Here is a 25922-nt window from a genome sequence, read left to right on the forward strand (position 1 = left end):
AGTTCGCTTATCTACGTGCCGGCGAACGGACAGGTATGCGACGACCCTCCCGCGCCGTGCTCGCCGGCGGCGCGACCACGGTGCTCTGGATCGGCGGCGTGCTGCTGACCCACGCGTCGGGCACGTCCTCGATCATCGAGGCGCTGAACACGCTCGAACAGGTGTCGGGGCTACTGCTGACCGCGGGGATCCCCGGCGGCCTCGTGACGGGCGTGCTGGCCGACGAGTACGCGCCGCTGATGAAGGAGGGGTTCATGGCGAGCGTCGGCGGCGCGGCGACGGTCGTCGCCGCCGTCGGACTCTACGGGATCGGGCTGTCTATCGTACTCGGATACGGCGCCGACTCGGTGCTCTCCTTCATGTTCACGGGGCCGTCGATGTTCACGTTCTTCCTCCTGCTGCCGCTGCTGGCGATGGAGGGCGTGGTGTTCGCGCTGCTGTCGAACGCGGTCTGGGGGCGGCTGCGGCAGGGCGTGGTGGCGTAGTTCGGCGGTTTTGACGATCAGTCCGCCTTCGCCTGCCAGTCTCGCACCGACCCCGCACTGACCCCATCCACGCTCTCGGCCAAGTCGTCCGGATCCGCCTCCTTCAGCCCGGACACGTCCTCGATGCCGGCTTCCTCGAGCTTCTCGGCGGTCTTCTCGCCGATCCCCTCGACGGTCTCCAGCTCCGAGTTCGCCTCGCGGGCCTGGAACTCCCGGTAGTTGCAGATCGGACACCCAAGCTCCCACGGCTCGTCGTCGTCGCCGTGGACCACCAGGTGGGGGAGCCCGTGCTCCTCGCACTCCTCGTCGGTCACCTCGATCTCGCCGCGGCGGGGCAGCGGCAGCGAGTAGTCACAGTCCGGGTAGCGCGTACAGCCCACCAGTCGCGAGCCCGAGCGGAGCTGCTTGATCGCCAGTTCGCCGCCCTCCTCCTCGCCGCACTCCGGACAGTCGCCGATGACGCGGTCCGCCTCCTCGTCGGCTTCCTCGGCCTTGCAGAGCGGGCAGCCGTGGACGAACGTCTTCCGCCCGGCGAGCATCTTCACGTGGTTGAGCCCGTGCTCCTCGCACTCCTCGTCGAGGATCAGCGGCTTCCCCGTGGAGGGCAGCGGCAGCGTGTACTCGCAGTCGGGGTAGCCGTCACAGCCGACGAAGTAGCTCCCGTAGCGGGACTTGCGGACGAGCAGGTCCTCGCCGCACTCCGGACACGGACCCAGAATTTTGTCCGCCTTCATCGACTTCCGCAGGTGGTCGCCGACCTCCTCGCGGGACTCCTGGAGCTCCTCGAACACCGCCTCGAGCATCTCGCGGGACTCCGCGGTCACCTCGTCGAACCCCTTCTCGCCGGCGGCGATGGCGCGCATGTCCGCCTCCAGCTGCGCGGTCATCTCCTCGCTGACGATGTGGTCGGCGAACTCCTCGGCGGCCTCGACGACCGCGTGGGCCAGCTGCGTCGGCCGGGGCGGGTCGCCCTCGACGTAGTTCCGGTCGTACAGCTTCTCGATGGTGTTGTGCCGGGTCGACTTCGTGCCGATCCCCATCTCCTCCATCGTCTCGATCAGCCGCGACTGGCCGTAGCGCCGCGGCGGCTGGGTCTGCTTCGCGTCGAGATGCACGTCGCTGACCGCCAGCTCCTCGCCGGTCTCCACGTCCGGCACCACGGTCTCGTCGGCCGAGGAGTACGGGTACACCGAGTGGTACCCCTCCTCCAGCAGGCGCTTCCCGTTGGCCTTCAGCGAGAGGCCGCGCTCGCCGCCGGAGGGCAGCGAGACCTCGCCGTCGACGCCCGCCACCACGCGCAGGTGCTCCCACGTCGCCGCGGGCGCACAGGTCGCGAAGAACCGCCGCACGACGAGTTCGTACACCTCCCACTCGTCGTCGTCCAGATCCGTCGGTAGCTCGCCGGTGGGGTGGATCGGCGGGTGGTCGGTGGTCTCCTCGTCGCCCTCGGTGGGCTCGATCTCGTCCTGTTCGAGCAGCTCCTCGACGCTGTCGCCGAACAGCGTCTCCGAGAACGCCTCGAGCAGCTCCTCGGGGTCGAGATCGTCCGGGTAGACCGTGTTGTCGGTCCGCGGATAGGTGATGTAGCCCGCGGTGTACAGGTCCTCGGCCATGCTCATCGCCCGCTGGGCCGAGTAGCCCAGCGAACTCGCTGCGCGGATGAACTGCGTGGTGTTGAACGGCGCCGGCGGCTCGTCGGCCCGGGTCCGGCGGTTCACCTCCTCGACGGCCGCCCCCGAGGCCGACGCGAGCGCCGCGTGGGCGTCGTCGGCCGCCGACTCCGCCCAGATCCGCCGCGCCTCGTTGCCGTCGTCGTCGAGGTAGAAGTACTGCGCCTCGAACCCCGCGCCGGCCTCCTTCGTCAGGTCGGCGAACAGCTCCCAGTAGTCGTCGGGGTCGAACGCCTGGATCTCGCGCTCGCGGTCGACCAGCAGCTTCAGCGTCGGCCCCTGCACCCGGCCGACGGAGATGAAGTCCTCGCCGAGCTGGCCCGCCGACAGCGAGAGAAACCGCGTGAGGGCGGCGCCCCACACCAGATCCACCGTCTGCCGGGCCTCCCCGGCCGCGGCGAGGTCGAAGTCCAGTTCGCCCGTGTTCGCGAACGCCTCCTGCACCTCGTTCTCGGTGATGGAGGAGAAGCGGGCGCGCTCGATCGGCACCGACTCGTCCACGTCGCGGACGATGTCGAACGCCTCCTTCCCGATCAGCTCGCCCTCGCGGTCGTAGTCGGTCGCGATGACGACGCGGTCGGCGTCCCGCGCCAGCCGGCGGAGCGCGGCGACGATGGCCTCCTGGGTCGGCTCGGTGTCGATCGGCGCGTCGATCAGCTCGTGGGGCTCCACGTCCCGCCAGTCGTCGTACTCCGGCGGGAAGTCGACGCCGACGACGTGGCCCGAGAGGCCGACGACGCGCGTGCCCCCCCAGCCGTAGACGTTGACGCCGTTGACCCGGTCGGCGTCGGCGGTCCCGTCGCTGAGGATGTCGGCGATGCGACGGGCCGCGTTGTCCTTCTCGGTGACGATGAGTTCCATTCGGTACCGGCGATACGCCGCTCCCGGGCCTAAACGTTTCGCGCTCCGGGACCGGAAGGCATGTGGCCGACGGCCACCCACGCTCGCGTATGCGCGAACACGACCCCTCCCGTCGCACGCTCCTCCGCCGCGGCGCCGCGGCGCTGGCGGCGACGACGGCGCTGGCGGGCTGCTCGGGCGGCGACGACGACCCGGCAACGGAGAGCTTCGACGGCGAACTCGTCGAGGTCGGCCCGAACGGCCAGAACGTCTTCTCGCCGGGCACGAACGACCCCCTGACTATCGACGCCGGCACCACCGTGCGCTGGGTCTGGCGCTCGGCCAACCACAATATCGTGGTCCGCGACCAGCCAGCCGACGCCGACTGGGCGGGCGAACCGGACATCTACCACACCGACCACACGTACGAGTACACGTTCGAAGTGCCCGGCGAGTACCACTACGTCTGTGAACCCCACGAGGGGATGGGGATGGTCGCCGACATCGTCGTCGAGTGACCCGCATCCCCCGTCGCCTCCGCCCCGGCGAGGTCGACCGGGAGTCCTACTGGGGCTGGGTGGCGGCGGCGCTGTTCCTCCTGCTGCCGGTCGACCTGCTCACGACGCTGCTCAACGCGGCAGTCGTCGGGCCGGAGGCCGAGGCGAACCCGTGGATGGCGTGGCTGTTGGCCCAGCCGCTGTGGGTGGTGGTCGCCGTCCACCTCGCTGTCGGCGCGACTGCAGTCGCGGGGTTCGCCGCCTACGAGTCGCTCTCCCGACGCTCCGAGCGCTTCGGGGGGATGATGCTCCAGGCGGCGCGGCTCTACCTGGTTCTGCTGGTCGCGGCCGGCTTCCTCGTCTTCGTCAACAACCTCTCGGTGCTGCTGTTCCGGGTGAGCCTGCTGCCGGCGGGCTGACCCCCTCCGCGCCCCCTACGCCTGCCGCAGCCGCCACCGGTCGATCAGCAGCGACACCTCGCCGTCCGCCACCCGGAACTCGACCGGCTCGCGTCGGCCGGCGGCGTCCACCGTCTCGTACCGGTACACCGCGTCGGCGCGCGGGTGGTCCTCCTCGTCCGGGTCGGCCGGGAACAGTGCCGTCTCGCCGTCCTTCAGCGGGTGGTCGAACGCGACCCGGAGCGACGCCCCGTCGCGCTCGACGGTCGCGGTCATCACGCCCTCGTACGCCGCGTACTCCCCGGCGAGCCGTCGGTGGCGCCGCCGCAGCCGGAAGAACGGCAGCGACTCGGGCGCCTCGCCCAGCGCCGCCGCCAGCACGCCCTCGCCGAGGGCGCCCAGCGGGAACGCCGGCGACGTGTTCGACGCCAGCGCGACGCCGACGCCCGCCTCGGGCAGGAAGCCGAGATACGCCGAGGAGACGGTGATCGACCCGGAGTGACCCAGCAGCGCCCGGTCGCCGAGGAACCCCTCGTCGCGGAACCAGCCGTAGCCGTACTCGCGGTCCGGCCCCTCGCGGCCCGGCGAGCGCCCCGGCACGTCGACGTGCCCCTCGTGCGCTCGGGCGAGCGTGTCCGCGTCGAGCAGGCGTTCGCCCGCGGCTTCGCCGTCGTTCAGGTGGAGCCGGAGGTAGCTCGCGAGCTCAGACACCGGGGCGAGGATCCCGCCCGTCGCCTGCCCGATCTCCCGTGTCGGCAGCGAGGACGCCATCAGCCCCTCGTCGGTCTGGCGGTACTGGGTCATGTGGTCGTCGGCCATCGAGAACTCGTGGTCGTCGAACGTCGAGCGCGCCATTCCCAGCGGTTCGAACACGTGGGACTCGACGTACTCGTCGAACGGCTTGCCCGTCAGCGACTCGACCGCCTCGCTCAGCAGCGCGTACCCCGTGTTGCAGTACGCGAAGCGCTCGCCCGGCGGGTCGACGCGCTCGTCGCCGGCGGCGTTGACGTGGGCGTAGAAGTCGTCGATATCGCCCAGCGGGATGCCGGGGTCCGGGAGGCGGAGTCGGCGGGCCAGCAGCGTCTCGCTCACGCCGAGCGACGGCAGCCCAGAGGAGTGAGTCAGCAGGTGGTGGATCGTCGGTTCCGGCTCCTCGAACTCGACGGGGACGTACGCCGAGATGGGGTCGTCGAGCTCGCAGATGCCGTTCTCGACGAGCTGGAGGATCGCGACGCCGGCGAACGACTTCGTGCAGGAGGCGATCCCGTACAGCGTCTCGGGCGTCGCCGGGCGGTTCCCGGCCAGGTCCCGCGAGCCGAACCCGTCGGCGTAGACGGTGCCGTCGGCGTCGGTGACGGCGACGCTCAGGCCGGGGAGGCTCTCGTCGCGCACGACCCGGCGACAGAGCCGGGCGACCTCGCGGTCGGCGTCGTCGGCGATGGCCATACCGGCGCTGGGGGCGCCGGGGCGAAGAAACCCTGGGAGCGCCCCCGGATCGCCCGTTCCCGTAGTTCTTTGCCCCGTCCCCGTCCATCGGCGCCCATGCCCGAGACCGACGACGACCTGCTGACGATGACCTGGGAGGACGCCGAGGCGGCGTTCGAGGACGCCGACGCCGCGCTGCTGGGGACGGGGAGCGTCGAACAGCACTCGGTCCACCTGCCCGTCTCGGTGGACACGCTCCGCGCGGAGCATCTGACCGAGGAGCTCGTCGACGCCGCCGACGAGTACGACCTGCGGTTCGTCCGCCTGCCGACGCTGCCCTACGGGATGAGCGAGCACCACATGAACTTCCCCGGGACGATCACGCTCGACCCCCTGACGTACGAGGACGCGATCGTCCAGATCGGCGAGAGCCTCGCGCGCCACGGCGTCGAGCGGTTCGTGATCGTCAACTGCCACGGCGGCAACCGCGAGCCGCTCTCGAACGCCGCGGACCGACTCGTCCGGGAGTACGGGCTCGCGACCCACTTCGTCCACTGGACGGACTTCGCTCGCGAGCGCCTGGAGGAGGTGTTCGGCGAGGGCTGGGGCCACGCCGGCGACCACGAGACCAGCGTGATCGAGCACTACCGCCCGGACCTGGTGAAGGAAGGGAAGAAGGAGCCCCAGGAGGCGAAGGAGATGCCCGAGACCGCCACGTACGGCTACTTCGACCGCGTGACCGACCTCGGCGGCCTCGGCGACCCGACCAACGCCGACCCCGAGGCCGTCGCCGACGTGATCGACCACGGCACCGAGCAGATTCTGACGGCGCTCAAAGACGACATCGACGCCGGCTGGTAAGCGGCCGCACACCCCCCGTACCGTTTTTCCGGGTCTCTCCGAACGGCCGGTATGGCCGAGCACCCCGACGGCGCCGAACTGTACGACTGCCGGCTCGCCGACGCCGACCGCGGGGACGCCGCGTTCTACCGCGACCTCGCCGCAGCGGCCGACGGGCCGACGCTCGAACTCGCCTGTGGCACCGGCCGCATCCACCTCGAACTCCTCGACGCCGGCGTCGACGCCGACGGGATCGACCTCGACACCGACCGCCTCGATCGTCTCCGGGCGAAGGCGGCGGCACGCGGCCTCGACGCCTCGGTGTGGCGGGCGGACATGCTCGACTTCGAGGCCGACCGCGCGTACGACCTCGCGATCTGTCCGTTCAACACGGTCCAGCACGCGGCGAGCGTCGCCGACCAGCGCCGACTGTTCGAGACGGTCCACGACGCGCTCGCGCCCGGGGGCCAGTTCGTCTTCGACACGTTCGTCCCGTCGTTCGACGTGGTCTGTGAGAGCTACGGCGAGTGGGAGACGCGGGAACTCGAGTACGACGGCCGGACGTACACCCACCGGTCGCGCTCGCGGGTCGTCGACCTCGTCGAACAGCAGTTCGAAGTCGAGAACGCAACCGAACCGCCCGACGGCGAGGTCGTTCACGAGTCGACGTACCGGCTCTCGATGCTCCCGAAACAGCAGGTCCAGCTGCTGGCCCGCGACTCGCCGTTCGACTCGTGGCGCGTCGAGGGCGGCTTCGACGGCGGCGAACTCTCCGACGAGGGGGCGGTACAGGTGTGGACGCTCGAGAAATCGACGTAGCTACGGCGACCTCAGACGTGATCGTCGAGGAACGCCGCGATGCGCTCGAACTCCTCGATCAGGTTCTCCCGGTCGGTCGTGTGGTGCCCCTCGTCCTCGAAGATGCACGTCTCGACCGGGATCCCGCGCTCCTCGACGGCGTCGGCGATCTGCTCGGCCTCGCCGACGGGCACGCGCGGGTCGTTCGCGCCGTGCTGGATGAACAGCGGGCACTGGATCTCGTCCACGTCGTGGATCGGCGAGATGCGCTCCAGGAGCTCGGGGTTGTCGAGGCTGCCGTACTCCGCGGCGCGGTGCTCGCGGCGCCACTCGCCGGTGTTCTCGAGGAACGTCTGGAAGTCGGCGATGCCGACGAAGTCCACCGCCGCCGCCCAGAGGTCGGGGTACTGCGTGATCGCCGAGAGCACCATGAACCCGCCGTAGGACCGCCCGTACACGACGAGCCGGTCGGTGTCGGCGGCGGGCTGGTCCTCGAGCCACTCGGTCGCGTGCTTGACGTCCTTCACCGAGTCGAGGCGCTTCTCCTGGTCGTCGAGGTGCGTGTACTCCTTCCCGTAGCCCGACGAGCCGCGGACGTTCGGTTCGAGGACGGCGTACCCCTGGTTCAGGAAGTACTGCTTCGTCGGGTAGAACCACGGCCGGCGCTGGTGTTCCGGGCCGCCGTGGATGTCGACCATCACGGGCACCTCGCCGTCGCTGCCGTCCTCGCTCACGCCCTCTGGCAGCGTCCAGTAGGCCGGGATCTCCCGCCCGTCGAACGTCTCGTAGCGGATCGTCTCCGATCGCAGGAACTGCTCCTCGGGGATGCCGAGCGTGCCGGGCGTGGTCCAGCGCTCGGTGGCGGCGGATGCGGCGGCTGCGTCGGCGGCTCCCTGTGCCGCCGCCCCAACGTCGGCGACGTAGACGGAGTGCGGGTGGTCGTCGGCGCTGAACTCGATCGCCGCGCGCTCGCCGTCGGGGCCGAGTTCGACGCCGGCGACGACGCCCTCGGGGAGGTCGGGTTCGACGGTGTCGACGATCTCGCTGCCGTCCTCGGCGAGCGCGCCGAGGTACGTCTCCGAGTAGCCGTCGACGTTGGTAGTGTACGCGACCTGCCCGCTCTCGGCGTCGATCTGCAGGGAGTCGACGTTCCACTCCTCGGGGCCCTGCTCGACCGTCTCGACGCCGCCGGCGTCGGACAGCTCCAGTCGGCCGACGTACGCCGTCTCGGCGCCGTAGTCCGTGACGGCGTACAGCTCGCCGTCCGGGCCGAAGTTCACGTGGTGGTAGCGCGCTTCCTCGTCGGTGTCGGTGATCCGTTCGGTCGTGCCGCTGTCGACGTCGAGCCAGTACAGCACCTGGTCCGCGCTGGAGTTCGACTCCTGCAGGATCAGCGCGTCGCCGTCGGGGTGCCACGCGGCGACGCCGACGAACCCGCCCGGCCCCTCCCAGACGAGTGTGGGTTCCGGCTCCGCGCGGCCCTGCACGTACACGTCGAACGTGTCGCCCTGCCGGCGGTTCGCGGCGAAGGCGAACCGGTCGCCCTCGGGGCCCCAGCCGCCCCAGAGGTGCTTGGCTTCGGGTTCGTCGGTGAGTTGGGTCTCCTCGCCCGTCGCGAGGTCGTAGCGGTAGAGCTGGTCGCGCTCGTTGCTCCCCTCGTCCATGCCGAACATGAGCTCCGCGCGCGCCGGGGAGGCGTCGACGAACGAGACGCGCTCGTCGTGGGCGGTCAGGCGCTCGGGCCACGCGCCCGGGGAACCGAGCCGGTACACCTGCGGCGTGCCGGTGGTGTCGGCGAGGAAGGCGAGGTCGCCGTCGGGGGTGAACGTGGGCGTGTCGGTGCTGTCGATGCCGATGTAGCGGGCGACGCCGTAACTCATGGGGGTGTGTGGTCGCGGTTCCCGGAAAGGCGTTCGGGCACGGGCCGGGACTGCCGGGACGGCGCCGTCGTCGACGGCCGCCGCGTCGGCCCCGGGTGGTCGTCGAGAACCCCACCAGTCCGACCGCAACGGCGGGATTTATCGGCGGCCGTCTCCACCCCCACGGCGTGAGCGGGAACGATTCGCGCGTCGACATGACCACCGGCGCGATCACGCCGAAGCTGTTCGCCCTCTCGTGGCCGCTGGTGCTGGGCAACCTCGTCCAGACGCTGTACAACCTCGCGGACATGTTCTGGGTCGGTCGCGTCAACGCCGAGGCCGTCGCCGCCGTCTCGCTGATGTTCCCCACCTCGTGGATGTTCGTCTCGGTCGCGATGGGGATCACCGCCGCCGCGGTCGCGCTGGTGTCGCAGTACGTCGGCGCCGGCGAGCAGCGACAGGCCGACCACGCGGTCGGGCAGACCGTGCTGCTCACCGTCGCCGTCGGCCTCGCGCTGGCGTCGATCGGCTTCCTGATCCGCTACCCGCTGGTCGACCTCATCGGCGCGCAGGGGCAGGTGTACGACTACTCGCTCGACTACCTCGAGCCGATCCTCGCCGCGATCCCCTTCACGTTCCTCTTCTTCGCGTTCCGCGCGGTGCTGCGCGCGGCGGGCGACGTGCGGACGGCGATGTGGCTGGTCGTGATCTCCGCGGGCGTGAACGTGATCCTCGACCCGTTCCTGATCCTCGGCTGGACGCTCGTCGAGGGCGCGCCGATCGTCGGCACGATCACGTTCCCGGCGATGGGGGTCCGCGGCGCGGGGATCGCGACGCTCATCTCCCGCGTGCTCGCGGCGCTGATCGGCCTGCTCGTCCTGCTGGACGGTCGCTGGGGCGTCAAGCTCCGGCTCCCGGACCTCAAGCCCGATCGCGAGGTGCTGACGGATCTGGTGCGCATCGGCGCGCCCGGGACGGGCGACGGCCTCGCCCGCTCCTTCGCGGCGGTGTTCTTCGCGGCGCTGGTCGCCCGGTTCGGGCCGATCGCCACCGCCGCCTACGGGATCGGCGTCCGGCTGATGTCGATCTCCTGGACCGTCTCCGGCGCCGTCGGCCAGGCGACGGCGACCGGCGTCGGGCAGAACCTCGGCGCCGACACGCCCGACCGCGCCGCGGAGGTGACCTGGAAGGCGACGGCGGCGACGATGGCGTTCCTGTTCGCCGCGGGGGCGCTGGTGTACGTCTACCCCGCGGCGGCCGTCGGCGTGTTCGTCGACGAGCAGCCGGTGATCGACGCCGGCGTCGTGCTGCTGCGGATCATCGCGCCGTTCTGGGCGTTCCTCGGCGGGCTGATGGTGATCCAGGGCGGGTTCCGCGGCGCCGGCCAGACGGCGCAGGCGATGGCGCTCTCGCTGGCCTCGCGCTGGCTGTTCCGGGTGCCCGTCGCCGCGCTGCTGGCGTACTACCTCGCGTGGGACGAGAACGGGCTCTGGTGGGCGATGGCGTTCTCGGGCGTGATCACGTTCGTCATCGGCGCCGCCTGGTTCAACCTCGGCAACTGGGAGGAGGGCGTCGTCGACACCGGCCCCGACGTGGCCGCCGGCGACGATTAGCCCGCCACGGACGCGGGGGCCGGCTTTTTTGAAACACGCGGGGCAGCGTGGCTGTATGCGCCCTCCAACCCGACGCGAACTGACCGTCGCGCTCGCGCTCCTGCTCGTGGCGGCGCCGATCTGGGCGCCGCCGCTGGACGTGACCGGCCCCGACTACCGGTACGAGGTGGCCGAACTCTCGGCCGAACCGGACGGCGACCTGGCCGTCGACCTCCCCCGCGGCAGCTACGTCGCCGACGTGCGGGGGATCGACTGCGTCGACCGCTCGTTCGACTTCCCGCGGCGCTGCCTGTACGACGGCGGCGCGATCGACGGCAACGTCACGGGGGTGAACCCCGCAATCGTCGCCGTCTCCGGGCCGTCGGCGGGCGACGAACTCACTCGCCGGGCGGCGGCCGACGAGTACGTCGTCCTCGGCGACGCCGTCTACCGCCGGTCGGCGACGTACGTCTCGGCGAACGACTCCGTCGGCATGGTCGTCGAACTCGGTGTCGAGCGCGTCGACGCCGCCACGGCGCTGGAGGACGTGGCGCGGGACCGGCAGTACGTCTCGGACGCGGCCCGACGGGCGATCCGGGAGGGAACGATCACGACGGACGAGCCCGTCGCCGACGCGAACGCGGTGCTCGCCGTCGACGACGGCTACTACGTGGTGTATCGCGACGGCCGCCCGACGACGATCTCGGAACAGCCAGGGGTCGAGCGTGCGCTCGAAGCGCTCTCGGTCGCCGCCGGTGCGGCGCTCCTGCTCCGGCGGCGCTGAGCGCGTTCGAAGCGGGTCGCCAACCTGCCCGGATCGGCCGGGCCGGCTCAGTCCTCGGCCGGTAGCTGCTGCTCGGAGAGCTCCCGCATCGCCGCGAACCCGCGCTCCAGATCCGCCAGCAGGTCCTCGACGGCCTCGACGCCGACGGACATCCTGACGAGCGTGTCCGTGATCCCCAGCTCCTCGCGCTCCGCTTTCGGGATGGGCTCGTGGGTCATCCCGGCCGGGAGCTCGACGAGCGACTCGACGCCGCCGAGCGACACCGCGAGCGTGAACGTCGAGAGCGCCTCGAGGAACGCCGCGGCGTCGTCCATCTCCCCCGCGAGTTCGAAGGAGAGAACCCCGCCGTAGCCCGCCATCTGTTCGGTCGCGAGCTCGTGCTGCGGGTGGCTCTCCAGCCCGGGGTAGTGCACCGCCTCGACCAGCGGGTGGTCGTCGAGGAACGCCGCGATCTCGCGGGCGTTGGCCTCGTGCTGGCGCATCCGCATCGGGAGCGTCTTGATCCCGCGGAGGGTGAGGTAGGCGTCGAACGGCGCCATCGCGTTGCCCAGCAGCACGCGCTGGAGGTGGTAACACGTCTCCGCGAGGTCGTCGTCGTCCAGCACGAGCGCGCCGCCGATGGAGTCGGAGTGGCCGTTGAGATACTTCGTCGTGCTGTGGGCGACGACGTCCGCCCCCAGCGCCAGCGGGCTCTGGAGGAACGGCGAGCAGAACGTGTTGTCGACGCCCAGCAGCGCGTCGCCCGCGTGGGCGATCTCGGCGATGGCGTCGAGGTCACACAGGTGAAGCAGCGGGTTCGTCGGCGTCTCCATGTACACCAGCTCCGTCTCCGGTCGCATCGCGTCGGCGACGTTGCCGGCGTCGGTGGCGTCGACGAACGACACGTCGACGCCGAGGCGGTCGCGGAACAGCGACTCGAGCATCCGCCGGGTGCCGGCGTAGAGGTCGTCGAACGCGACGACGTGGTCGCCGGGCGTCAGCGTCGCGAGAAACAGCGTCGAGATCGCGGCGGTGCCGGAGGCGAACGCGAGCCCGTGGTCGCCGCCCTCCAGCGCGGCGAGCCGCTTCTCGGCGGCGTGGCGAGTCGGGTTCGAGAGCCGGCCGTAGAGGAACTCGCCGGCGTCGGGGTCGGCCTCGTCGAGCTCGAACTCCGCGTCGATGCCGGGGACGGCGTACGTCGAGGTCAGGTGGATCGGCGACACCACGTCGCCGACCTCGGAGCTCGCCGGATCCTCGCCCCACGAGACGGCGCGAGTCGCGAAGCGGTGATCGTCTCGGTCTCCCATGGTTCTGGATGCGGCTGTATCGCCGATAAACCTTCCCGTAAGCCGGTAATACTCCCGTGTAGCCGGAATAACCAGTGTGTATGACCGGTCAGGACGAGAGCTCCTCGCGCAGCAGCTCGTTCACCTGCCCCGGGTCCGCGGAGCCGCCGGTCTTCCCCATCACCTGGCCGACGAGGAAGTTGAGCGCGCCGTCGTCGCCGGACTCGTAGTCGGCGACGGCGTCGGGGTTCTCCTCGATCGCCGCCGCGACGGCCTGCTCGACCTCGCCGCCGCTGGCTTTCCCGAGGTCCTCCGCCTCGATGATCGCCTCGGGGCTCTCGCCCTCGTCGAGCATCCGGCGGAGCACGACCTCCTCGGCGTTCTTCGCGGTGAGCTCGTCCTCCGCGACGAGGCGGATGACGTGCTCGATCTCGTCGAGACGGTCCGTGACGTCGGCGACGACCATGTCGCGGTAGTTGAGCTCGCCCAGCAGGTTGTCGGCGACCCACGTCGCCGCGAGGTCGGGCTCGAACTCCTCGGCCAGCTGCTCGTACAGGTCGGCGACGGACTTCCGGGAGGTGAGCTTCGACGCCGCCTCCTCGCTCAGGCCGTACTCGGCGCGGAAGCGCTCGCGGCGGTCGTCCGGGAGCTCCGGGATCGGGATGCGCTCCTTCCAGTCCGAGACTTGGAGCGGCGGGAGGTCGGCCTCGCGGAAGTAGCGGTAGTCCTTCTCCTCCTCCTTCGAGCGCATCGACACCGTCACGCCGCGGCTCTCGTCCCAGTGGCGGGTCTCCTGCTCGACGCTGCGGCCGCGCTTGACCGCGTTCTTCTGCCGGGTGACCTCGTAGGCCAGCGCCTGCTCGGCGCCCTTGTGGCTGGAGATGTTCTTCACCTCGGTGCGGTTGGCGTCTTCGAGCGTCGCCTCGTCGATGTCGCCGTCGTCGCCGACCTCGTCGGCCGGGACGAGCGAGATGTTGGCGTCGACGCGCAGGCTGCCGTCCCGGGTGGCGTCGAACACGCCGAGGTACTCCAGTACCTCCTCCAGTTTCGCGAGGAACGCCCGGGTCTCCGCGGGCGAGCGGAAGTCCGGCCGGGTGACGATCTCCATCAGCGGCGTGCCGGCTCGGTTGTAGTTCACCAGCGTGTAGTCGGCGGTGTCGATGTTGCCGCCCTCGTGCTGGATGCTGCCGGGGTCCTCCTCGAGGTGGGCGCGCCGGACGCCGATGGTGCGGCGGTCGCCCTCGACGCGCACCTCCAGTTCGCCGTCGGCGCAGATCGGCGCGTCGTACTGGGTGAGCTGGAACCCCTTGGGGAGGTCGGGGTAGAAGTAGTTCTTCCGGTGGAACGTGGTCTCCTCGGGGATGTCGGCGTCGAGCGCCTTGCCGATCTTCACCGCCGACTCGACGGCGGCCTCGTTCAGCACCGGCAGCGCGCCCGGCAGGCCGAGGCAAACCGGACAGGTTCGGCTGTTGGGCTCCTCGTCGTCGGCGGCGTCGGTCGAGCAGTTACAGAAGATCTTCGTGTCGGTCTCCAGTTGGACGTGGACCTCCAGCCCGATGACGGCCGCGAGCTCCCGGTCCGCGAGCGCCTGACTCATTACGTCCGAATTTCGCTGGTTCGTGGTTAAGCGTGTCGGGAGGCGAATGGCGCCGCGGGAACGGTCACCCGCGGCGGCAGGGAGCCCCCACCGCTCAGTACACCAGTTCGCCGGAGATGAACTTCCGGGTGCGCTCGTCGGTCGGGTTCTCGAAGATGGTCTCGGTCGGGCCGATCTCGGTGAACCCGTCGCCGAGCAGCACGCCCACGCGGTCGGCGACGCGCTCGGCCTGGTGCATGTCGTGGGTCGCGACGACGACGCCGATGCCGCGGTCGCGGGCCTCCCCGATCGCCTCCTCGATCAGCCCCGTGTTCCGCGGGTCGAGATCGGAGGTCGGCTCGTCGAGCAGGAGGTAGTCGGGCTCGTACGCCAGCGCCCGCGCGAAGGAGACGCGCTGGGCCTCCCCGCCCGACAGCGAGCGGGCGTGCTGGTCGAGCTTCCCGTTCAGGCCGACGATCTCCAGGGCGTCGGTGACGGCGTCGGGCGTCGCCGTCGAGCCGACGAGCGACCGGAGCTGCTCCCGCAGCCGCTCGTCCCAGCCCTGTCGGACCCGCAGCCCGTACTCGACGTTGCGCGCGACCGTGGCGTCGAACAGGCTGGCGTCCTGGAACACCATCCCGACCTGCCGCCGGAGCGCCAGTCGCTCGTCCTCGTCGGCGTCCCACACCGCGTCGCCGTCGAGCTCGACGCTGCCGGCGTCGGGCTCGAGGAACAGCGACAACACCCGCAGCAGGGTGGTCTTCCCGACGCCGGAGGGGCCGATGATCCCCACGACCTCGCCCTGGTCGACCGAGAGCGACACGTCGTCGACGACGGGCTCGTCGCCGTAGCTGTGTGAGAGGCGCCGGAGCCGCATCATCGGTTCATCGCCCCCGAGTCGCCGAACCGGACGACGATCGCGTTGACGGTCAGCACGAGCGCGACCAGCACCGCGCCGAGCACCATCGCGGTGTCGTACTGCCCCTGGCGGGCCTCGAGCTGGATCGCGGTCGTCAGCGTCCGGGTCTGGGAGATCCCGTCGGCGCTGGTGATGTTCCCGCCGACGATGAGCACCGAACCCACCTCGCTGATCGCGCGGCCGAAGCCGGCGAGGACGGCGGTCGCGATCCCGTAGCGGGCCTCCTTGATGACGACCAGCGCCACGTCGAGGCGTGTGCCGCCGAGCGCGCGGGCGGCCTCGCGGACGTTCTCGTCGACGCCGGTGATGGCGGCGAGGCTGATCGCGGTGATCGGCGGCGTCGCCAGCACGAACTGGGAGATGATCATCGCCTCCTTCGTGAAGATGAGGTTCATCGCGCCCAGCGGCCCCTGGTTCGAGACGACGAACAGCACGACCAGGCCGACGACGACGCTGGGGAACCCCATCCCGGTGTTGATCACCGACTTGGCGAACTGCTTGCCCGGGAACTCGGTAAAGCCCATGGTGAGCGCGACGGGGATGCTGACCAGGGTGCTCAGCACGACCGCAGTACAGCTCACGTACAGCGAGACGTAGACGATGCTCCGGACGTACCCCTGCTCGAAGGGGTTCTCGACGAACAGCGGGAGTAGCGATGCGACCGGATCGACTGGCACGGTTACTCGCTGTCGGAGTCGCTACTCCAACCTTCCGGAACGTACTGCTGGAAGTCCGGATCCTCCGAGAGCGCCCGCGGGTAGAACAGCTGTTCGCCGTTCATCTCGTAGTTCGCGATGGCGTCCTGTGCGCCGGGGCTGGTGATCCAGCCGATGTACGCCATCGCGAGGTCGTAGTTCGCGTCCTCGTGGACGGCGGGGTTGACCGCCAGGATCCCGTACGGGTTCGAGAGCAGCTCCGGCCCGCCCTCGATCGGCCCCTGGACGAGGATGACGAGGTCGATCTCCGAGCGCTGGGAGATGAACGTGCCGCGGTCGGAGAGCGTGTAGGCGCCCTGCTGGTTCGCGTTGTTGAGCGCCTCGCCCATCCCGGCGCCGATCTCCTGGTACCAGTCGCCGCCGGGCTCGACGCCCGCGGCCTCCCAGAGGTTGAGCTCCTTCGTGTGCGTCCCCGAGTTGTCGCCGCGGGAGACGAACGCGGCCTCCGCCTCGGCGATCGCCTGGAGGGCCTCGGTCGCGGAGCCCATACCCTCGATGCCCGCCGGGTCGTCCTCGGGGCCGACGATGACGAAGTCGTTGAACATCAGGTCCCGCCGGTTGATCCCGTAGCCGTTGCGCATGAACTCGTCCTCGAGGCCGCGGGCGTGGACCATCACGATGTCCGAGTCGCCGTTGCGGGCGGTCTCCAGCGCGGCGCCGGTGCCCTGCGCGACGGCGTCGACGGTGACGTCGTACATCTCCTCGAACTGCGGGTGGATCTCGTCGAGCAGCCCGGTGTCGTACGTGCTCGTCGTCGTCGTCAGCGTCAGCGTCTCGCCGCTGACGCCGGCCCCGCCGCTCTCGGTCTGGCCGCCGGTCAACTGTGTACAGCCCGCCGTGCTCGCGATCGCGGCGAGGCCGACCCCCTGCAGGAACTTTCGGCGTTGCATCGTGTTCGGCATAACGCCCGCTCCTCAAAAGTGTTCGCTTCGCGGAGTAACGTCGAGCGGTTACCTCGCCCCCGAATACCGCCGTATCGGCGCCCCGTGTTGGCGTCGATGGTTGCGTTCGCCCGGACCGACCGTGCGGTGACGCCTGCCCGCGCCATCGGCGCCCCATCCGGAGTGAGAACTCCTATAACGCGCCTGTGCAAACCCTTGGCCGACTACTGATGCCACTCGATCCTGATCCGCCGGTCTGTCGGCCGTCCGTGGGGTGGTCGCCGTGACGGAGTCGCGGCTGCTCGTCCCCGTCGACGAGTCGGCCAGCCTCCGGAACACGGTCGCCTACGCCGTCGAGGAAGCGCTGGACCGCGCCGCCGAGAGCGGGTCGCCGGCCGCCGTCCACTTCGTCTACCCGCTGGCCGAGCGGATCTCCTTCCGGAGCAGCTCGCCCCGGGCCGACGCCGCCCGGACGCTGCTCGACCGCGTCGCGTCATGGGCCGAGGAGGACGCCGAGGGCGCGGCCGTGACGATCGAGACCGCGCTCGTGGCGACCCACGAGTACCTCTCGACGCCGAACGACTACGCCGACGTGCTCGTGCGCTACGCCAACGAGCACGAGCTCGGGCTGGCGGTGTTCGACCCCCGCTACGACCCGATCGGCTCGACGCCGCTGCTCCCCTCGCTGGAGGCGGAGGTTCGCCGGGCCGGCCTCGCCGTCGAGGAGGCGCCGCGGAACGTCGAGTCGCCCTCCCAGCCGCTGGTGCGCCGCGGGACGATCACCCAGTTCTTCGCGCTGTTCGCGGCCGCCTTTGCGTTCTACCTGCTGCTCGCGGGGTCGGTCGCCCCGTTCGAACTCGCGACCGGCGCGATCAGCGCGGGCATCGTCGCCGTCGCGCTGTGGCGCGTGTCGCTCACCTCGCCGGTCGCGCCGCGGGACGCGATCAAGCGCCTCGCGCGGTTCGGGCTGTACGTCCCGTTCCTGCTCTGGGAGATCGTGAAGGCGAACGTCGAGATCGCGTACATCGTGCTCCACCCGGATCTGCCGATCGACCCCGAGATGGTGGAGTTCGACGCCGCGGTCTGGTCGGCGCTGCCGGTGACGACGCTGGCCAACAGCATCACGCTCACGCCTGGGACGCTTACCGTCGACGTGGACCGCCAGCACCTGATCATCCACACGCTCACGGGGAGCGCCCGTGAGGAACTGTTCGCGGGCACGCTCGAACGCGCGGTCCGGTTCGTGTTCTACGGCCGCGCGGCCGCCCGGCTCCCGAGCCCGTTCGAGCGCCGCGAGGAGGACGACACATGATCCAGCAGGTGCTGCTCGGCGCGGCGACGGCGTTCATCCTCGTCTCGCTGGTCGGGGTGTACCGCGCCATCGTCGGGCCGACGACGCCAGACCGCGTGATCGCGATCAACTTCATCGGCTCGAACGTGGTGATCGTGATCGCGCTGATCGCGGCCGCGATCGGCGAACCGGGCGCGCTCGACATCGCGCTGGTGTACGCCCTGCTGAACTTCCTGCTCAGCATCTCCATCTCGAAGTTCCAGGTCGAGCGCGGGGGGGTGCTATGACGCCCCGCGAGATCGCCGTGGTGGCGCTGGTCGCCGGCGGCGTGTTCTTCGCCGTCGTCGCCGCCGTCGGGCTGATCCGGCTGCCGGACGTGTACGCCCGGGCCCACAGCGCCTCCAAGAGCGAGACGCTCGGCGCCGTGCTCACGCTGGGGGCCGTCGCCGCCAGCTACGGGGTCGGCTTCAACGCGCTGAAAGTGCTGCTGCTGCTGCTGTTCATGTTCTTGACGAACCCCACTGCCGCCCACGCGATCACCCGGGCGGCGCACGAACTGGGCATCGAACCGTGGACCGGCGACGAGGGGGACGAGCCATGACGCCGCTGGAACTCGCCGTGCTCGCGCTGATCGTCGGCGCCGCGTTCGCGACGGCCGCGCTGAAGAGCGTGCTGAACTCCGTCGTCGCCTTCGGCGCGTACAGCCTCTCGATCGCGATCATCTGGGTGTTCCTCCGGGCGCCGACGTGGGCCTGACGGAGGCCGCCGTCGGGGCCGGCATCATGACCGTCCTGTTCCTGCTCACGATCGTGAAAACCGAACACCCCGACGTGGAGCGGACGTTCGAACAGGTCGACCTCCGGGCGGCCGGGGTGGCGCTCGCGCTCGTCGTCGTGCTGTCGTCGACGCTGTTCGCCCTGCCCGCGGTGGGCGACGCGAACTCGGCGGTCGCCGACGACGACGTGACCGAGTACTACCTCGAGAACGCCTACGAGGAGACCGACGTGAAGAACGCGGTGACGGCCGTGCTCGCGGCGTACCGCGGGTTCGACACCATGGGGGAGGCCGCGGTGGTCTACTCCGCGGGCGTCGGACTGTTGGTCGTGCTCAACAGGGAGGTGTTCGGATGAGCGACAGCGAACGCCGGGTCGAACGCGGCGGCCCCTACGTCGGCAGCCCGATCATCATGGCCACGGTGCGCGTGGTGATGCCGTTCGTGTTCACGTTCGGCCTGTTCGTGATGTTCCACGGCGCCGACTCCTCCGGCGGCGGGTTCCAGGGCGGCGTCATCGTCGGCACCGTCGTCCTGATGCTGGGCATCGCGTTCGGCATCGACACGACGCGGGAGTGGATCGGCCCGCGGCTCCCGGTCGCGCTGGTCGGGACCGGCGTGCTCGCGTTCCTGTTCACCGGGATCGGGAGCGTGCTGCTCGGGGCGGGGTTCCTCGAGTACGCGGTGTACGGCGAGCTCGGGATCCCCCACGCCAGCAAGTACGGGATCGAGTTCGTCGAACTCGCGATCGGCGTGATCGTCGCCGGCATCGTCACCGGCCTCTTCTTCGCCATCGCGGCCGGCGCCAACGGGGGTGAGTCGGCGTGATCGACCTGCTCGCCTCGCGCGGCTACTTCCTCGTCGCCTTCCTGCTGATGGGCGTGGGGACGTACATGCTGATCGGCAGCCCGAACCTGATCAAGAAGGTGATCGGGATGAACGTGTTCCAGACGGGGATCTTCCTCTTCTTCATCACCTCGGCGTTCGTCGAGGGGGCGAGCCCGCCCCTGCTGTCGGCGCCGGCGCCGTACGTCAGCCCGCTGCCGCACGTGCTGATCCTGACCGCCATCGTCGTCGGGGTCAGCCTCACCGCGGTGGCGCTGGGGCTGATCGTCCGCATCTACGACGAGTACGGTTCGCTCCGCGAGGGCGAGATCCGGGAGGTGGCCGCCGATGAGTAGCCTCCCCGCGCTCCTGGTGGCGCTCCCGCTGCTGGGCTCGACGCTCGCGTTCCTCGCGGGCCTGCTCCGCAGGCAATCCGGCTGGCCGGTCGCGCTCGTGACCGCCGCCCTCCAGGTCGTCGGCGCCGGCGTGCTCGCGTCGCGAGCGTTCGACTCGACGGTCAGCTACGTCGTCGGCGGGTTCACCGCGCCGTTCGGCATCGAACTGGTCGTCGACGGACTGTCGGCGACGATGGCGCTGCTCGTCGCCGTGGTGTCGCTGGCCGTGCTCGCGTACTCGCGCGTGGCGGGGCCGCGGTCGAACGCGTTCTACGCCGTCTACCTGCTGCTCGTCGCCGGCCTGACCGGAATGAGCATCACCGGCGACGTGTTCAACATGTACGTGTTCCTCGAGATCACGGGGCTGGCGGCGTACGCGCTGGTCGCCAGCGGCGAGGGCGGGCGCTCGGCCCGCGCGGCGCTGAAGTACCTGATCGTGGGCACCGTCGGCGCCAGCCTGTTCCTGCTCGGGATCGGCTACGCGTTCGTCGCGACCGGGACGCTCAACATGGCCGACCTCTCGACGCAACTGGCCGCCGTCGGCTACACCGAACCGCTGGTGCAGGCGGCGTTCGCGCTGCTGGTCGTCGGCCTGTTCGTGAAGGTCGCCGTGTTCCCGCTGCACGCCTGGCAGCCCGACGCCTACGCCGGCGCGCCGGACTCGGTGAGCGCGCTGATCTCGGCGCTGGTGTCGACCGTCGCCGCCTACGCGCTGATCCGGATCGTGTTCACGGTGTTCACCGTCGAGTTCCTGCAGGCCAACCCCGCCGCACGCTCGCTGCTCGTCGCGGGGGCGGTCGTCAGCATCGTGTTCGGCAGCGTGCTCGCGGTGTCCCAGAGCGAGATCAAGAAGATGCTCGCGTACTCCTCGGTGTCGCAGTTCGGCCTGATCGTCGGCGCCGCCGCCGTCGCCAACGAGACGGCGCTGATCGGCGCGACGGTCCACCTCGTCGGCCACGCGGTGATGAAGGGCGGCCTGTTCCTCACCGCCGGCCTCATCGCCACCGCCACGGGCGCCCGGACCGTCGACGACTACGAGGGGCTGATCCAGCGGCTCCCGCTCGGCGCGGGCACGTTCGGCCTGCTCGCGCTGGCGATGGTCGGCGTCCCGCCGGCGGTCGGCTTCGTCGGCAAGTGGTACATCGCGCTGGGCGCCGTCGAGGCGTCGGCGTGGCCGCTCGCGGTCGTGATCCTGCTGAGCACGCTGCTGACGCTCGCGTACTTCGCGCGGATCCTGGAGCGGATGTTCTTCCGCGATGCGGGCGAGGAGCCACGCTCCCCGACGAGTCGGACGGCGTCCGACGCGGATCGCGACGGCGTCTCCCTCGGCATGGCGGGCGTCGTCGTCGCCGCGGCGATCGCGGCGGTCGTCCTCGGCACGCTCGCCTTCGAGTACGGACAGCTCCTCGAACCGACGGTGGAGGCACTACTATGACGGAGATTACCTCACTCAGACCTCTCGCAGCGGTGCTCGTCCCGGCAGTCGCGATCGTCCCGATCCTCGCCTCCCGCGGGCGCCCGAACGTCCGCGAGGGCTGGACGGTGGCCGCCGCGCTGTCGGCGCTCGGCGTCGTCGCCAGCATGGTGCCGGGCGTGCTCGCCGGCGACACGTACGTCAGCCGCGTCGGCACGCTCGTCCCGGGCGTCGAGTTCGCCGTGCAGGCCGACGCGCTGGGCGTGCTGTTCGGCCTGCTGGCCAGCCTCCTGTGGGTGGTGACGAGCTTCTACAGCATCGGCTACATGCGCGGCCTCGACGAACACGACCAGACGCGCTACTTCGCGGCCTTCGCCGGGAGCGTCGCCGCCGCCATCGGCGTCGCGTTCGCGTCGAACCTGCTCGTGCTGTTCGTGTTCTACGAACTGCTCACGGTCGCCACCTACCCCCTCGTCAGCCACGACGAGACCGACGAGGCCCGCGCCGCCGGCCGGAAGTACCTCACGTACACGTTCGGCGGCGGCGTCGCCGTGCTCGCGGGCTCGGTGCTCGTCTACCTGCTCGCGGGGACGACGGCGTTCGCGCCGGGCGGCATCGCCGGGCTCGCGGGCGCCGACCCGCTGCTCGCCCGCGCCGCCTTCGCCCTGCTGATCACCGGCTTCGGCGTGAAGGCGGCGCTGATGCCGCTGCACTCCTGGCTCCCCGACGCGATGGTGGCGCCGACGCCGGTGTCGGGGCTGCTGCACGCGGTGGCGGTCGTCAAGTCCGGCGTGTTCGGCATCGCGCGGGTGATCCTCGAGGTGTTCGGGCCCGAGGCCGTCGCCGACATCGGGATGGGGCTCCCGCTGGCCGCCGTCGCCGGGTTCACGCTCGTGGTCGCGAGCGTGATCGCGCTCCGGCAGGACAACCTCAAGCGCCGGCTGGCGTTCTCGACGGTGAGCCAGCTCTCCTACATCGTGCTCGGGCTCGCCGTCGGTGCCGCCCTCGCGCCCGGGCGCGCCTCGGCGTTCGCGCTCGTCGGCGGGCTGCTGCACATCCCCGCCCACGCGTTCATGAAGCTCACCCTGTTCTTCTGTGCGGGCGCGATCCACGTCGAGACCCACACCGACGACATCAGCGACATGGCGGGCATCGGCACGCGGATGCCGCTCACCATGACCGCCTTCGGGATCGCCGCGCTGGGGATGGCCGGCATCCCCCTGATCGCCGGCTTCGTGAGCAAGTACTTCCTGCTGATCGGCACCGTCTCGGGCGGCCAGCTCGTGTTCACCGTCGCCCTGCTGGTCTCGGGCGTGCTCAACATCGCGTACTTCTGGCCGATCGTCTACGCCGCCTTCTTCGAGTCGCCGGGCGAGGCGGACTCGAAACCGCTCGTGGAGGGGGTGCTCGGCGGGCGCTTCGGCGGCGACGACGCCGACGTAGCGACCGACGGTGGTCACGATGACGGCAGGGATGCCGTCGACGACGACCACGCTGACGGCGATACTGCCGTTAGCAGCGAACACGCCGACGGCGATGCTGCCGTCGGCGGCGAGCACGCCGACGCCGATACTGCCGTCGACGGTGAGCACGACGAACACGGCTACGCCGACGACCACGAGGGCGACCACGGCCACGGCCACCACGGCGCCTGGGAGGCCCGCGGCTGGCTCGGCGGCGAGTCGACGTGGTTCATGCTCGGGCCGATCCTGTTCGCGGCGGCGGGCTCGATCGTGCTCGGGATCGTCCCGGACACGGCCGTCTTCCTCCGGATCGTCAGGCTCATCGTCGCGGCGACCACGGGGGTGAGTGTCTGATGGAGCCGCTCGTCCCGCCGTTCGTCCCCGTCCTGATCGCCGCGCTGCTGCTGCCGTTCCTCGGCCGGAAAGCCGGCCACGCCGTTGCGGCCGCGCTCACGGGCGCGGTCGTCCCGTACGTCTGGCTCGTCGACGCCGGCGCGCACTTCACCGCGTTCGACCTGTTCGGGTTCGAGACGGTGATCTTCAACGTCGACCCGTTCTCGACGCTGATGGGGCTGATCTTCGCGTTCATCGGCGCCGTCGGCGTCGCCTACTCCTACTACAGCGAGGCCGAGAACCTCCAGACCGCGTTCGCGCTCAGCTACGTCGCGAGCAGTCTGGGCGCCGTCTTCGGCGGCGACTGGCTCACCTGATCTTCTTCTGGGAGCTGATGGCCGTCACCAGCACGCTGCTGGTGTGGCACTACGGCGGCAAGGCCGTCCGCGCGGGGTTCCGCTACGCCGTGCTGCACGGCATCGGCGGCACGCTGTTCCTCGGCGCCGTGATCTGGCACTTCGCGGAGACGGGCACGTTCCTCTTCGCGAGCGTCCCCGGCGGCCCCGAGACCGCGGGGCTGGCCGGGCCGGTGGCGCCGATCCTCGCTGCGCTGGGCGTCGGCGTCAACGTCGGCTTCGTCGGCCTGCACGCGTGGCTGCCCGACACGTACCCGCGCCCGCACATCGCGGCCAGCGTGTTCCTCTGCGTGTACACCACCAAGACCGGCGTGTACGGGATGTACCGCGTGTTCCCGCAGGACGGCAACGTCGCCGTCGCCTACATGGGCGGGATCATGGCCGTCTTCGGGGCGACGATGGCGCTGTTCCAGAACGACATGCGCCGCCTGCTCTCCTACCACATCCAGTCGCAGGTGGGGTACATGGTCGCCGGCGTCGGCATCGGCTCCGCGCTGGCGCAGGCCGGCGCGTTCGCCCACGTGTTCAACCACATCCTCTACAAGGGGCTGCTGTTCATGACCGCCGGCGTCGTGATCTACCGCACCGGCGAGGAGAGCCTGAAGAAGCTCGGCGGCCTCGCCCGCGAGATGCCGATCACGGCGGGCGCGTTCACCGTCGCCGCGCTCTCGATCGCGGGGTTCCCCGGCTTCAACGGGTTCGTCAGCAAGGGGATCGTGATCTCGGGGAGCCACTACACGTTCGAGAAGGGGCCCCTCGCTATCGGCGACTTCTACACGCTCGAACTGCTGCTACTGATCGGCGGTGTCGGCACGTTCATGTCGTTCATCAAGTTCGGCTACTACGCGTTCTTCCACGGCGAGTACGACGGCGACGTGAAGGACGCCAACCGTGGCCAGTCGGTCGCGATGGTGCTCGTCGCGGCGCTCTGTGTGTTCTACGGGCTCTTCGACGGCGCGCTGTTCGCGATCCTCCCGTTCGACGTGACCAGCGAGGCGACGGTCGCCCACGTGTACGAGACCTACACCGTCTCCCACATCGTCGAGGGCGTCGCGCTCGCGGTGCTCGGGCTTGTCGGCTTCGCGCTGGTGAAGAAGCCGCTCTCGGGGCTGGGGAAGGTGCCCGACGTGGACAGCCTCTACAACCCCGGCTCGCTGTACGGCACCAGGGCGCTCGTCGTCGGCGTCACCGAACTGTACGCCCGCGTCGACGACGCCGCGGTCGCGCTGGCGAAGCGCTCGGTCCGGACGGTCAAGAACCCCGACGCGGCCATCGCGCGGGCGACGGGCCGCGAGTCGATCGAGACGAAAGCCGGCATCGACCGCAGCCTGCTGCTCGTGCTGGCGGCGCTGGTGGCGGCGCTGGCGCTGCTGCTGACGTAGCGACTCCCCCTTTTCGTCCCGTCGCGGGCGGGGTCGGTAGTCTGTCCCCGGCGCGGCTATCGGTCGAGGCCGAAGTCGAGGAGTCGACGGACGGGAGTGTGAGTTCTTCCTACATCGACTATAGTCGGTTCGATTCGGACGTCGGCCCCTGCTCCGTCCGTTCACGATCCTCTCGATACTGGTTTAGGCACTCAAAAACTCGAAAGCGACTGTTTAGACCGTTCGTGTGGCTTCCTTCGCGAAACCATGACCGATACGGATCGGATATTTTCGAAACGTACTTGTGCCGGACCGAGAATTGTCGATACGAATGGCGGCTCGAAAGCCTGGCGAGGCCGTGACCGTCACGGGTCGGACGAGCTCGTTCGCCCGTGGTCGGGCCGGCGTGTCGCCGGCGGCAGGGCGGCCGGAGGACCACAATGAAGATCACGATCTACGGACCAGACGGCTGTAGCAACTGTGCGAACCTGAAAGCGAAGACCCAGAACGTCGTCGACGAGCACGGGTTCGACGCCGACGTCGAGAAAGAGGGCGACACCGTGGCGCTCGCCGAGAAGGGCATCATGTCGACGCCCGGGTTCGAAATCGACGACGAGATGGTGTTCACCGGATCGAACCCACCTGAAGCCGAGCTGAAAGCGTACATCGAGGAGCGACTGTAACAGGATGGTGTTCGAGCAGGTCGCGACCTGGGTCGTCGATGCGCTCGGCCTTACCGGAGCACCCAGAGCAGCAGTCCACTTCTGGGTGTACGACACGTTGAAAATCGTCACGCTGCTGGTGGCAGTGATCTACGGTGTGGGCTACCTCCGGACGTACTTCCCACCGGAGAAGATTCGAGAGTACCTCAAGGGGAAGCGGGCGATCACCGGCTATCTCCTCGCCGCGGTGCTCGGCATCGTCTCGCCGTTCTGTTCGTGCTCGACGATCCCGATCTTCCTCGGGATGGTGGGCGCGGGCATCCCCTTCGGGGTCACGATGACGTTCCTCGCCGTCTCCCCGATGATCAACGAGGCCGCGCTCGTCGTTCTCCCGGGCGTCGTCGGGCTCGAACTGACGGCGCTGTACGCCGTGAGCGGTATCACC

General features: G+C 70.1%; 24 protein-coding genes and 2 pseudogenes. 18 read left to right on the plus strand and 8 right to left on the minus strand.

Annotated features, from left to right (window positions below; all coding sequences use genetic code 11):
* Positions 1 to 35: 35 nt before the first annotated feature.
* On the plus strand, positions 36 to 485 hold the full coding sequence (locus tag ACP95_RS08045) for a hypothetical protein (protein WP_049980705.1): 450 nt from the start codon (positions 36 to 38) through the stop codon (positions 483 to 485).
* 17 nt (positions 486 to 502) lie between these two features.
* Here the strand turns inward: ACP95_RS08045 and ACP95_RS08050 are convergent, their stop codons facing one another.
* The gene (locus tag ACP95_RS08050; protein WP_049980706.1) at positions 503 to 3016 is read right to left on the minus strand and encodes a DNA topoisomerase I; all 2514 of its coding nucleotides are present in this window, start codon (positions 3014 to 3016) and stop codon (positions 503 to 505) included.
* An 89-nt stretch (positions 3017 to 3105) separates the two neighbouring features.
* On the opposite strand from ACP95_RS08050, the gene ACP95_RS08055 reads away from it, so the two are divergent.
* On the plus strand, positions 3106 to 3513 hold the full coding sequence (locus tag ACP95_RS08055; protein WP_082224624.1) for a plastocyanin/azurin family copper-binding protein: 408 nt from the start codon (positions 3106 to 3108) through the stop codon (positions 3511 to 3513).
* Positions 3510 to 3911 (plus strand): hypothetical protein, encoded by a 402-nt coding sequence (locus tag ACP95_RS08060; RefSeq protein ID WP_237560422.1) that lies wholly within the window; start codon positions 3510 to 3512, stop codon positions 3909 to 3911. The genes ACP95_RS08055 and ACP95_RS08060 overlap by 4 nt, the downstream gene beginning before the upstream one ends.
* 15 nt (positions 3912 to 3926) lie before the next feature.
* On the opposite strand, the gene ACP95_RS08065 is transcribed toward ACP95_RS08060, so the two are convergent.
* A complete protein-coding gene (locus tag ACP95_RS08065; protein ID WP_049980708.1) occupies positions 3927 to 5336 on the minus strand; it encodes a serine hydrolase in 1410 nt (469 codons plus the stop codon).
* A gap of 96 nt (positions 5337 to 5432) precedes the next feature.
* On the opposite strand from ACP95_RS08065, the gene ACP95_RS08070 reads away from it, so the two are divergent.
* Both ACP95_RS08070 and ACP95_RS08075 read left to right on the plus strand, forming a co-directional pair.
* Positions 5433 to 6176, plus strand: a complete 744-nt coding sequence (locus tag ACP95_RS08070) for a creatininase family protein (protein WP_049980709.1) — start codon at positions 5433 to 5435, stop codon at positions 6174 to 6176.
* A 51-nt stretch (positions 6177 to 6227) separates the two neighbouring features.
* Entirely contained in the window at positions 6228 to 6974 is a 747-nt protein-coding gene (locus tag ACP95_RS08075) for a class I SAM-dependent methyltransferase (RefSeq protein ID WP_049980710.1), read from the plus strand.
* 11 nt (positions 6975 to 6985) lie between these two features.
* Here the strand turns inward: ACP95_RS08075 and ACP95_RS08080 are convergent, their stop codons facing one another.
* Complete coding sequence (locus ACP95_RS08080; protein ID WP_049980711.1) at positions 6986 to 8833, minus strand: S9 family peptidase; 1848 nt, start codon at positions 8831 to 8833, stop codon at positions 6986 to 6988.
* 194 nt (positions 8834 to 9027) lie between these two features.
* Between ACP95_RS08080 and ACP95_RS08085 the strand changes: the two genes are divergently transcribed.
* Positions 9028 to 10425: an MATE family efflux transporter gene (locus ACP95_RS08085; RefSeq protein ID WP_049980733.1), complete on the plus strand. Its 1398-nt coding sequence runs from the start codon at positions 9028 to 9030 to the stop codon at positions 10423 to 10425.
* A gap of 55 nt (positions 10426 to 10480) precedes the next feature.
* Complete coding sequence (locus ACP95_RS08090; protein ID WP_049980712.1) at positions 10481 to 11188, plus strand: hypothetical protein; 708 nt, start codon at positions 10481 to 10483, stop codon at positions 11186 to 11188.
* A gap of 47 nt (positions 11189 to 11235) precedes the next feature.
* Here the strand turns inward: ACP95_RS08090 and ACP95_RS08095 are convergent, their stop codons facing one another.
* The 5 genes from ACP95_RS08095 to ACP95_RS08115 form a co-directional block, all read right to left on the minus strand.
* Positions 11236 to 12474 (minus strand): trans-sulfuration enzyme family protein, encoded by a 1239-nt coding sequence (locus ACP95_RS08095; RefSeq protein ID WP_049980713.1) that lies wholly within the window; start codon positions 12472 to 12474, stop codon positions 11236 to 11238.
* An 88-nt stretch (positions 12475 to 12562) separates the two neighbouring features.
* Entirely contained in the window at positions 12563 to 14050 is a 1488-nt protein-coding gene (gene gatB, locus ACP95_RS08100; protein ID WP_049980714.1) for an Asp-tRNA(Asn)/Glu-tRNA(Gln) amidotransferase subunit GatB, read from the minus strand.
* Positions 14051 to 14144: 94 nt separating this feature from the next.
* On the minus strand, positions 14145 to 14909 hold the full coding sequence (locus ACP95_RS08105; protein WP_049980715.1) for an amino acid ABC transporter ATP-binding protein: 765 nt from the start codon (positions 14907 to 14909) through the stop codon (positions 14145 to 14147).
* Complete coding sequence (locus ACP95_RS08110; protein WP_049980716.1) at positions 14906 to 15625, minus strand: ABC transporter permease; 720 nt, start codon at positions 15623 to 15625, stop codon at positions 14906 to 14908. The genes ACP95_RS08105 and ACP95_RS08110 overlap by 4 nt, the downstream gene beginning before the upstream one ends.
* A gap of 2 nt (positions 15626 to 15627) precedes the next feature.
* Positions 15628 to 16566, minus strand: coding sequence for a substrate-binding domain-containing protein (locus ACP95_RS08115; RefSeq protein ID WP_049980717.1), 939 nt, complete (start codon positions 16564 to 16566; stop codon positions 15628 to 15630).
* Positions 16567 to 16828: 262 nt separating this feature from the next.
* Between ACP95_RS08115 and ACP95_RS08120 the strand changes: the two genes are divergently transcribed.
* The 11 genes and pseudogenes from ACP95_RS08120 to ACP95_RS08170 form a co-directional block, all read left to right on the plus strand.
* A complete protein-coding gene (locus tag ACP95_RS08120) occupies positions 16829 to 17857 on the plus strand; it encodes a monovalent cation/H+ antiporter subunit E (RefSeq protein ID WP_082224625.1) in 1029 nt (342 codons plus the stop codon).
* On the plus strand, positions 17854 to 18123 hold the full coding sequence (locus ACP95_RS08125; protein ID WP_049980719.1) for a monovalent cation/H+ antiporter complex subunit F: 270 nt from the start codon (positions 17854 to 17856) through the stop codon (positions 18121 to 18123). Before ACP95_RS08120 ends, ACP95_RS08125 begins: the two co-directional genes overlap by 4 nt.
* Positions 18120 to 18437 carry a monovalent cation/H(+) antiporter subunit G gene (gene mnhG / locus ACP95_RS08130; protein WP_049980720.1) on the plus strand — a complete coding sequence of 106 codons (318 nt, stop codon included), beginning with the start codon at positions 18120 to 18122 and terminating at the stop codon, positions 18435 to 18437. The genes ACP95_RS08125 and mnhG overlap by 4 nt, the downstream gene beginning before the upstream one ends.
* Positions 18434 to 18966: pseudogene (locus tag ACP95_RS08135) on the plus strand (DUF4040 domain-containing protein). The gene mnhG and the pseudogene ACP95_RS08135 overlap by 4 nt, the downstream one beginning before the upstream one ends.
* Positions 18963 to 19436 carry an MnhB domain-containing protein gene (locus ACP95_RS08140; protein WP_049980721.1) on the plus strand — a complete coding sequence of 158 codons (474 nt, stop codon included), beginning with the start codon at positions 18963 to 18965 and terminating at the stop codon, positions 19434 to 19436. The pseudogene ACP95_RS08135 and the gene ACP95_RS08140 overlap by 4 nt, the downstream one beginning before the upstream one ends.
* Complete coding sequence (locus tag ACP95_RS08145; RefSeq protein ID WP_049980722.1) at positions 19433 to 19789, plus strand: cation:proton antiporter subunit C; 357 nt, start codon at positions 19433 to 19435, stop codon at positions 19787 to 19789. The genes ACP95_RS08140 and ACP95_RS08145 overlap by 4 nt, the downstream gene beginning before the upstream one ends.
* Complete coding sequence (locus ACP95_RS08150) at positions 19782 to 21263, plus strand: monovalent cation/H+ antiporter subunit D family protein (protein ID WP_049980723.1); 1482 nt, start codon at positions 19782 to 19784, stop codon at positions 21261 to 21263. The genes ACP95_RS08145 and ACP95_RS08150 overlap by 8 nt, the downstream gene beginning before the upstream one ends.
* Complete coding sequence (locus tag ACP95_RS08155) at positions 21260 to 23059, plus strand: cation:proton antiporter (RefSeq protein WP_049980724.1); 1800 nt, start codon at positions 21260 to 21262, stop codon at positions 23057 to 23059. Before ACP95_RS08150 ends, ACP95_RS08155 begins: the two co-directional genes overlap by 4 nt.
* Positions 23059 to 24836: pseudogene (locus ACP95_RS08160) on the plus strand (Na(+)/H(+) antiporter subunit D). Before ACP95_RS08155 ends, ACP95_RS08160 begins: the two are co-directional and overlap by 1 nt.
* A gap of 419 nt (positions 24837 to 25255) precedes the next feature.
* On the plus strand, positions 25256 to 25498 hold the full coding sequence (locus tag ACP95_RS08165) for a thioredoxin family protein (protein ID WP_049980725.1): 243 nt from the start codon (positions 25256 to 25258) through the stop codon (positions 25496 to 25498).
* 4 nt (positions 25499 to 25502) lie between these two features.
* A partial coding sequence (locus ACP95_RS08170) for a permease (protein WP_202593803.1) occupies positions 25503 to 25922 on the plus strand: 420 nt, incomplete at its 3' end.

It is taken from the genome of Halolamina rubra, assembly GCF_000739555.1.
Taxonomy (GTDB): Archaea; Halobacteriota; Halobacteria; order Halobacteriales; family Haloferacaceae; genus Halolamina; species Halolamina rubra.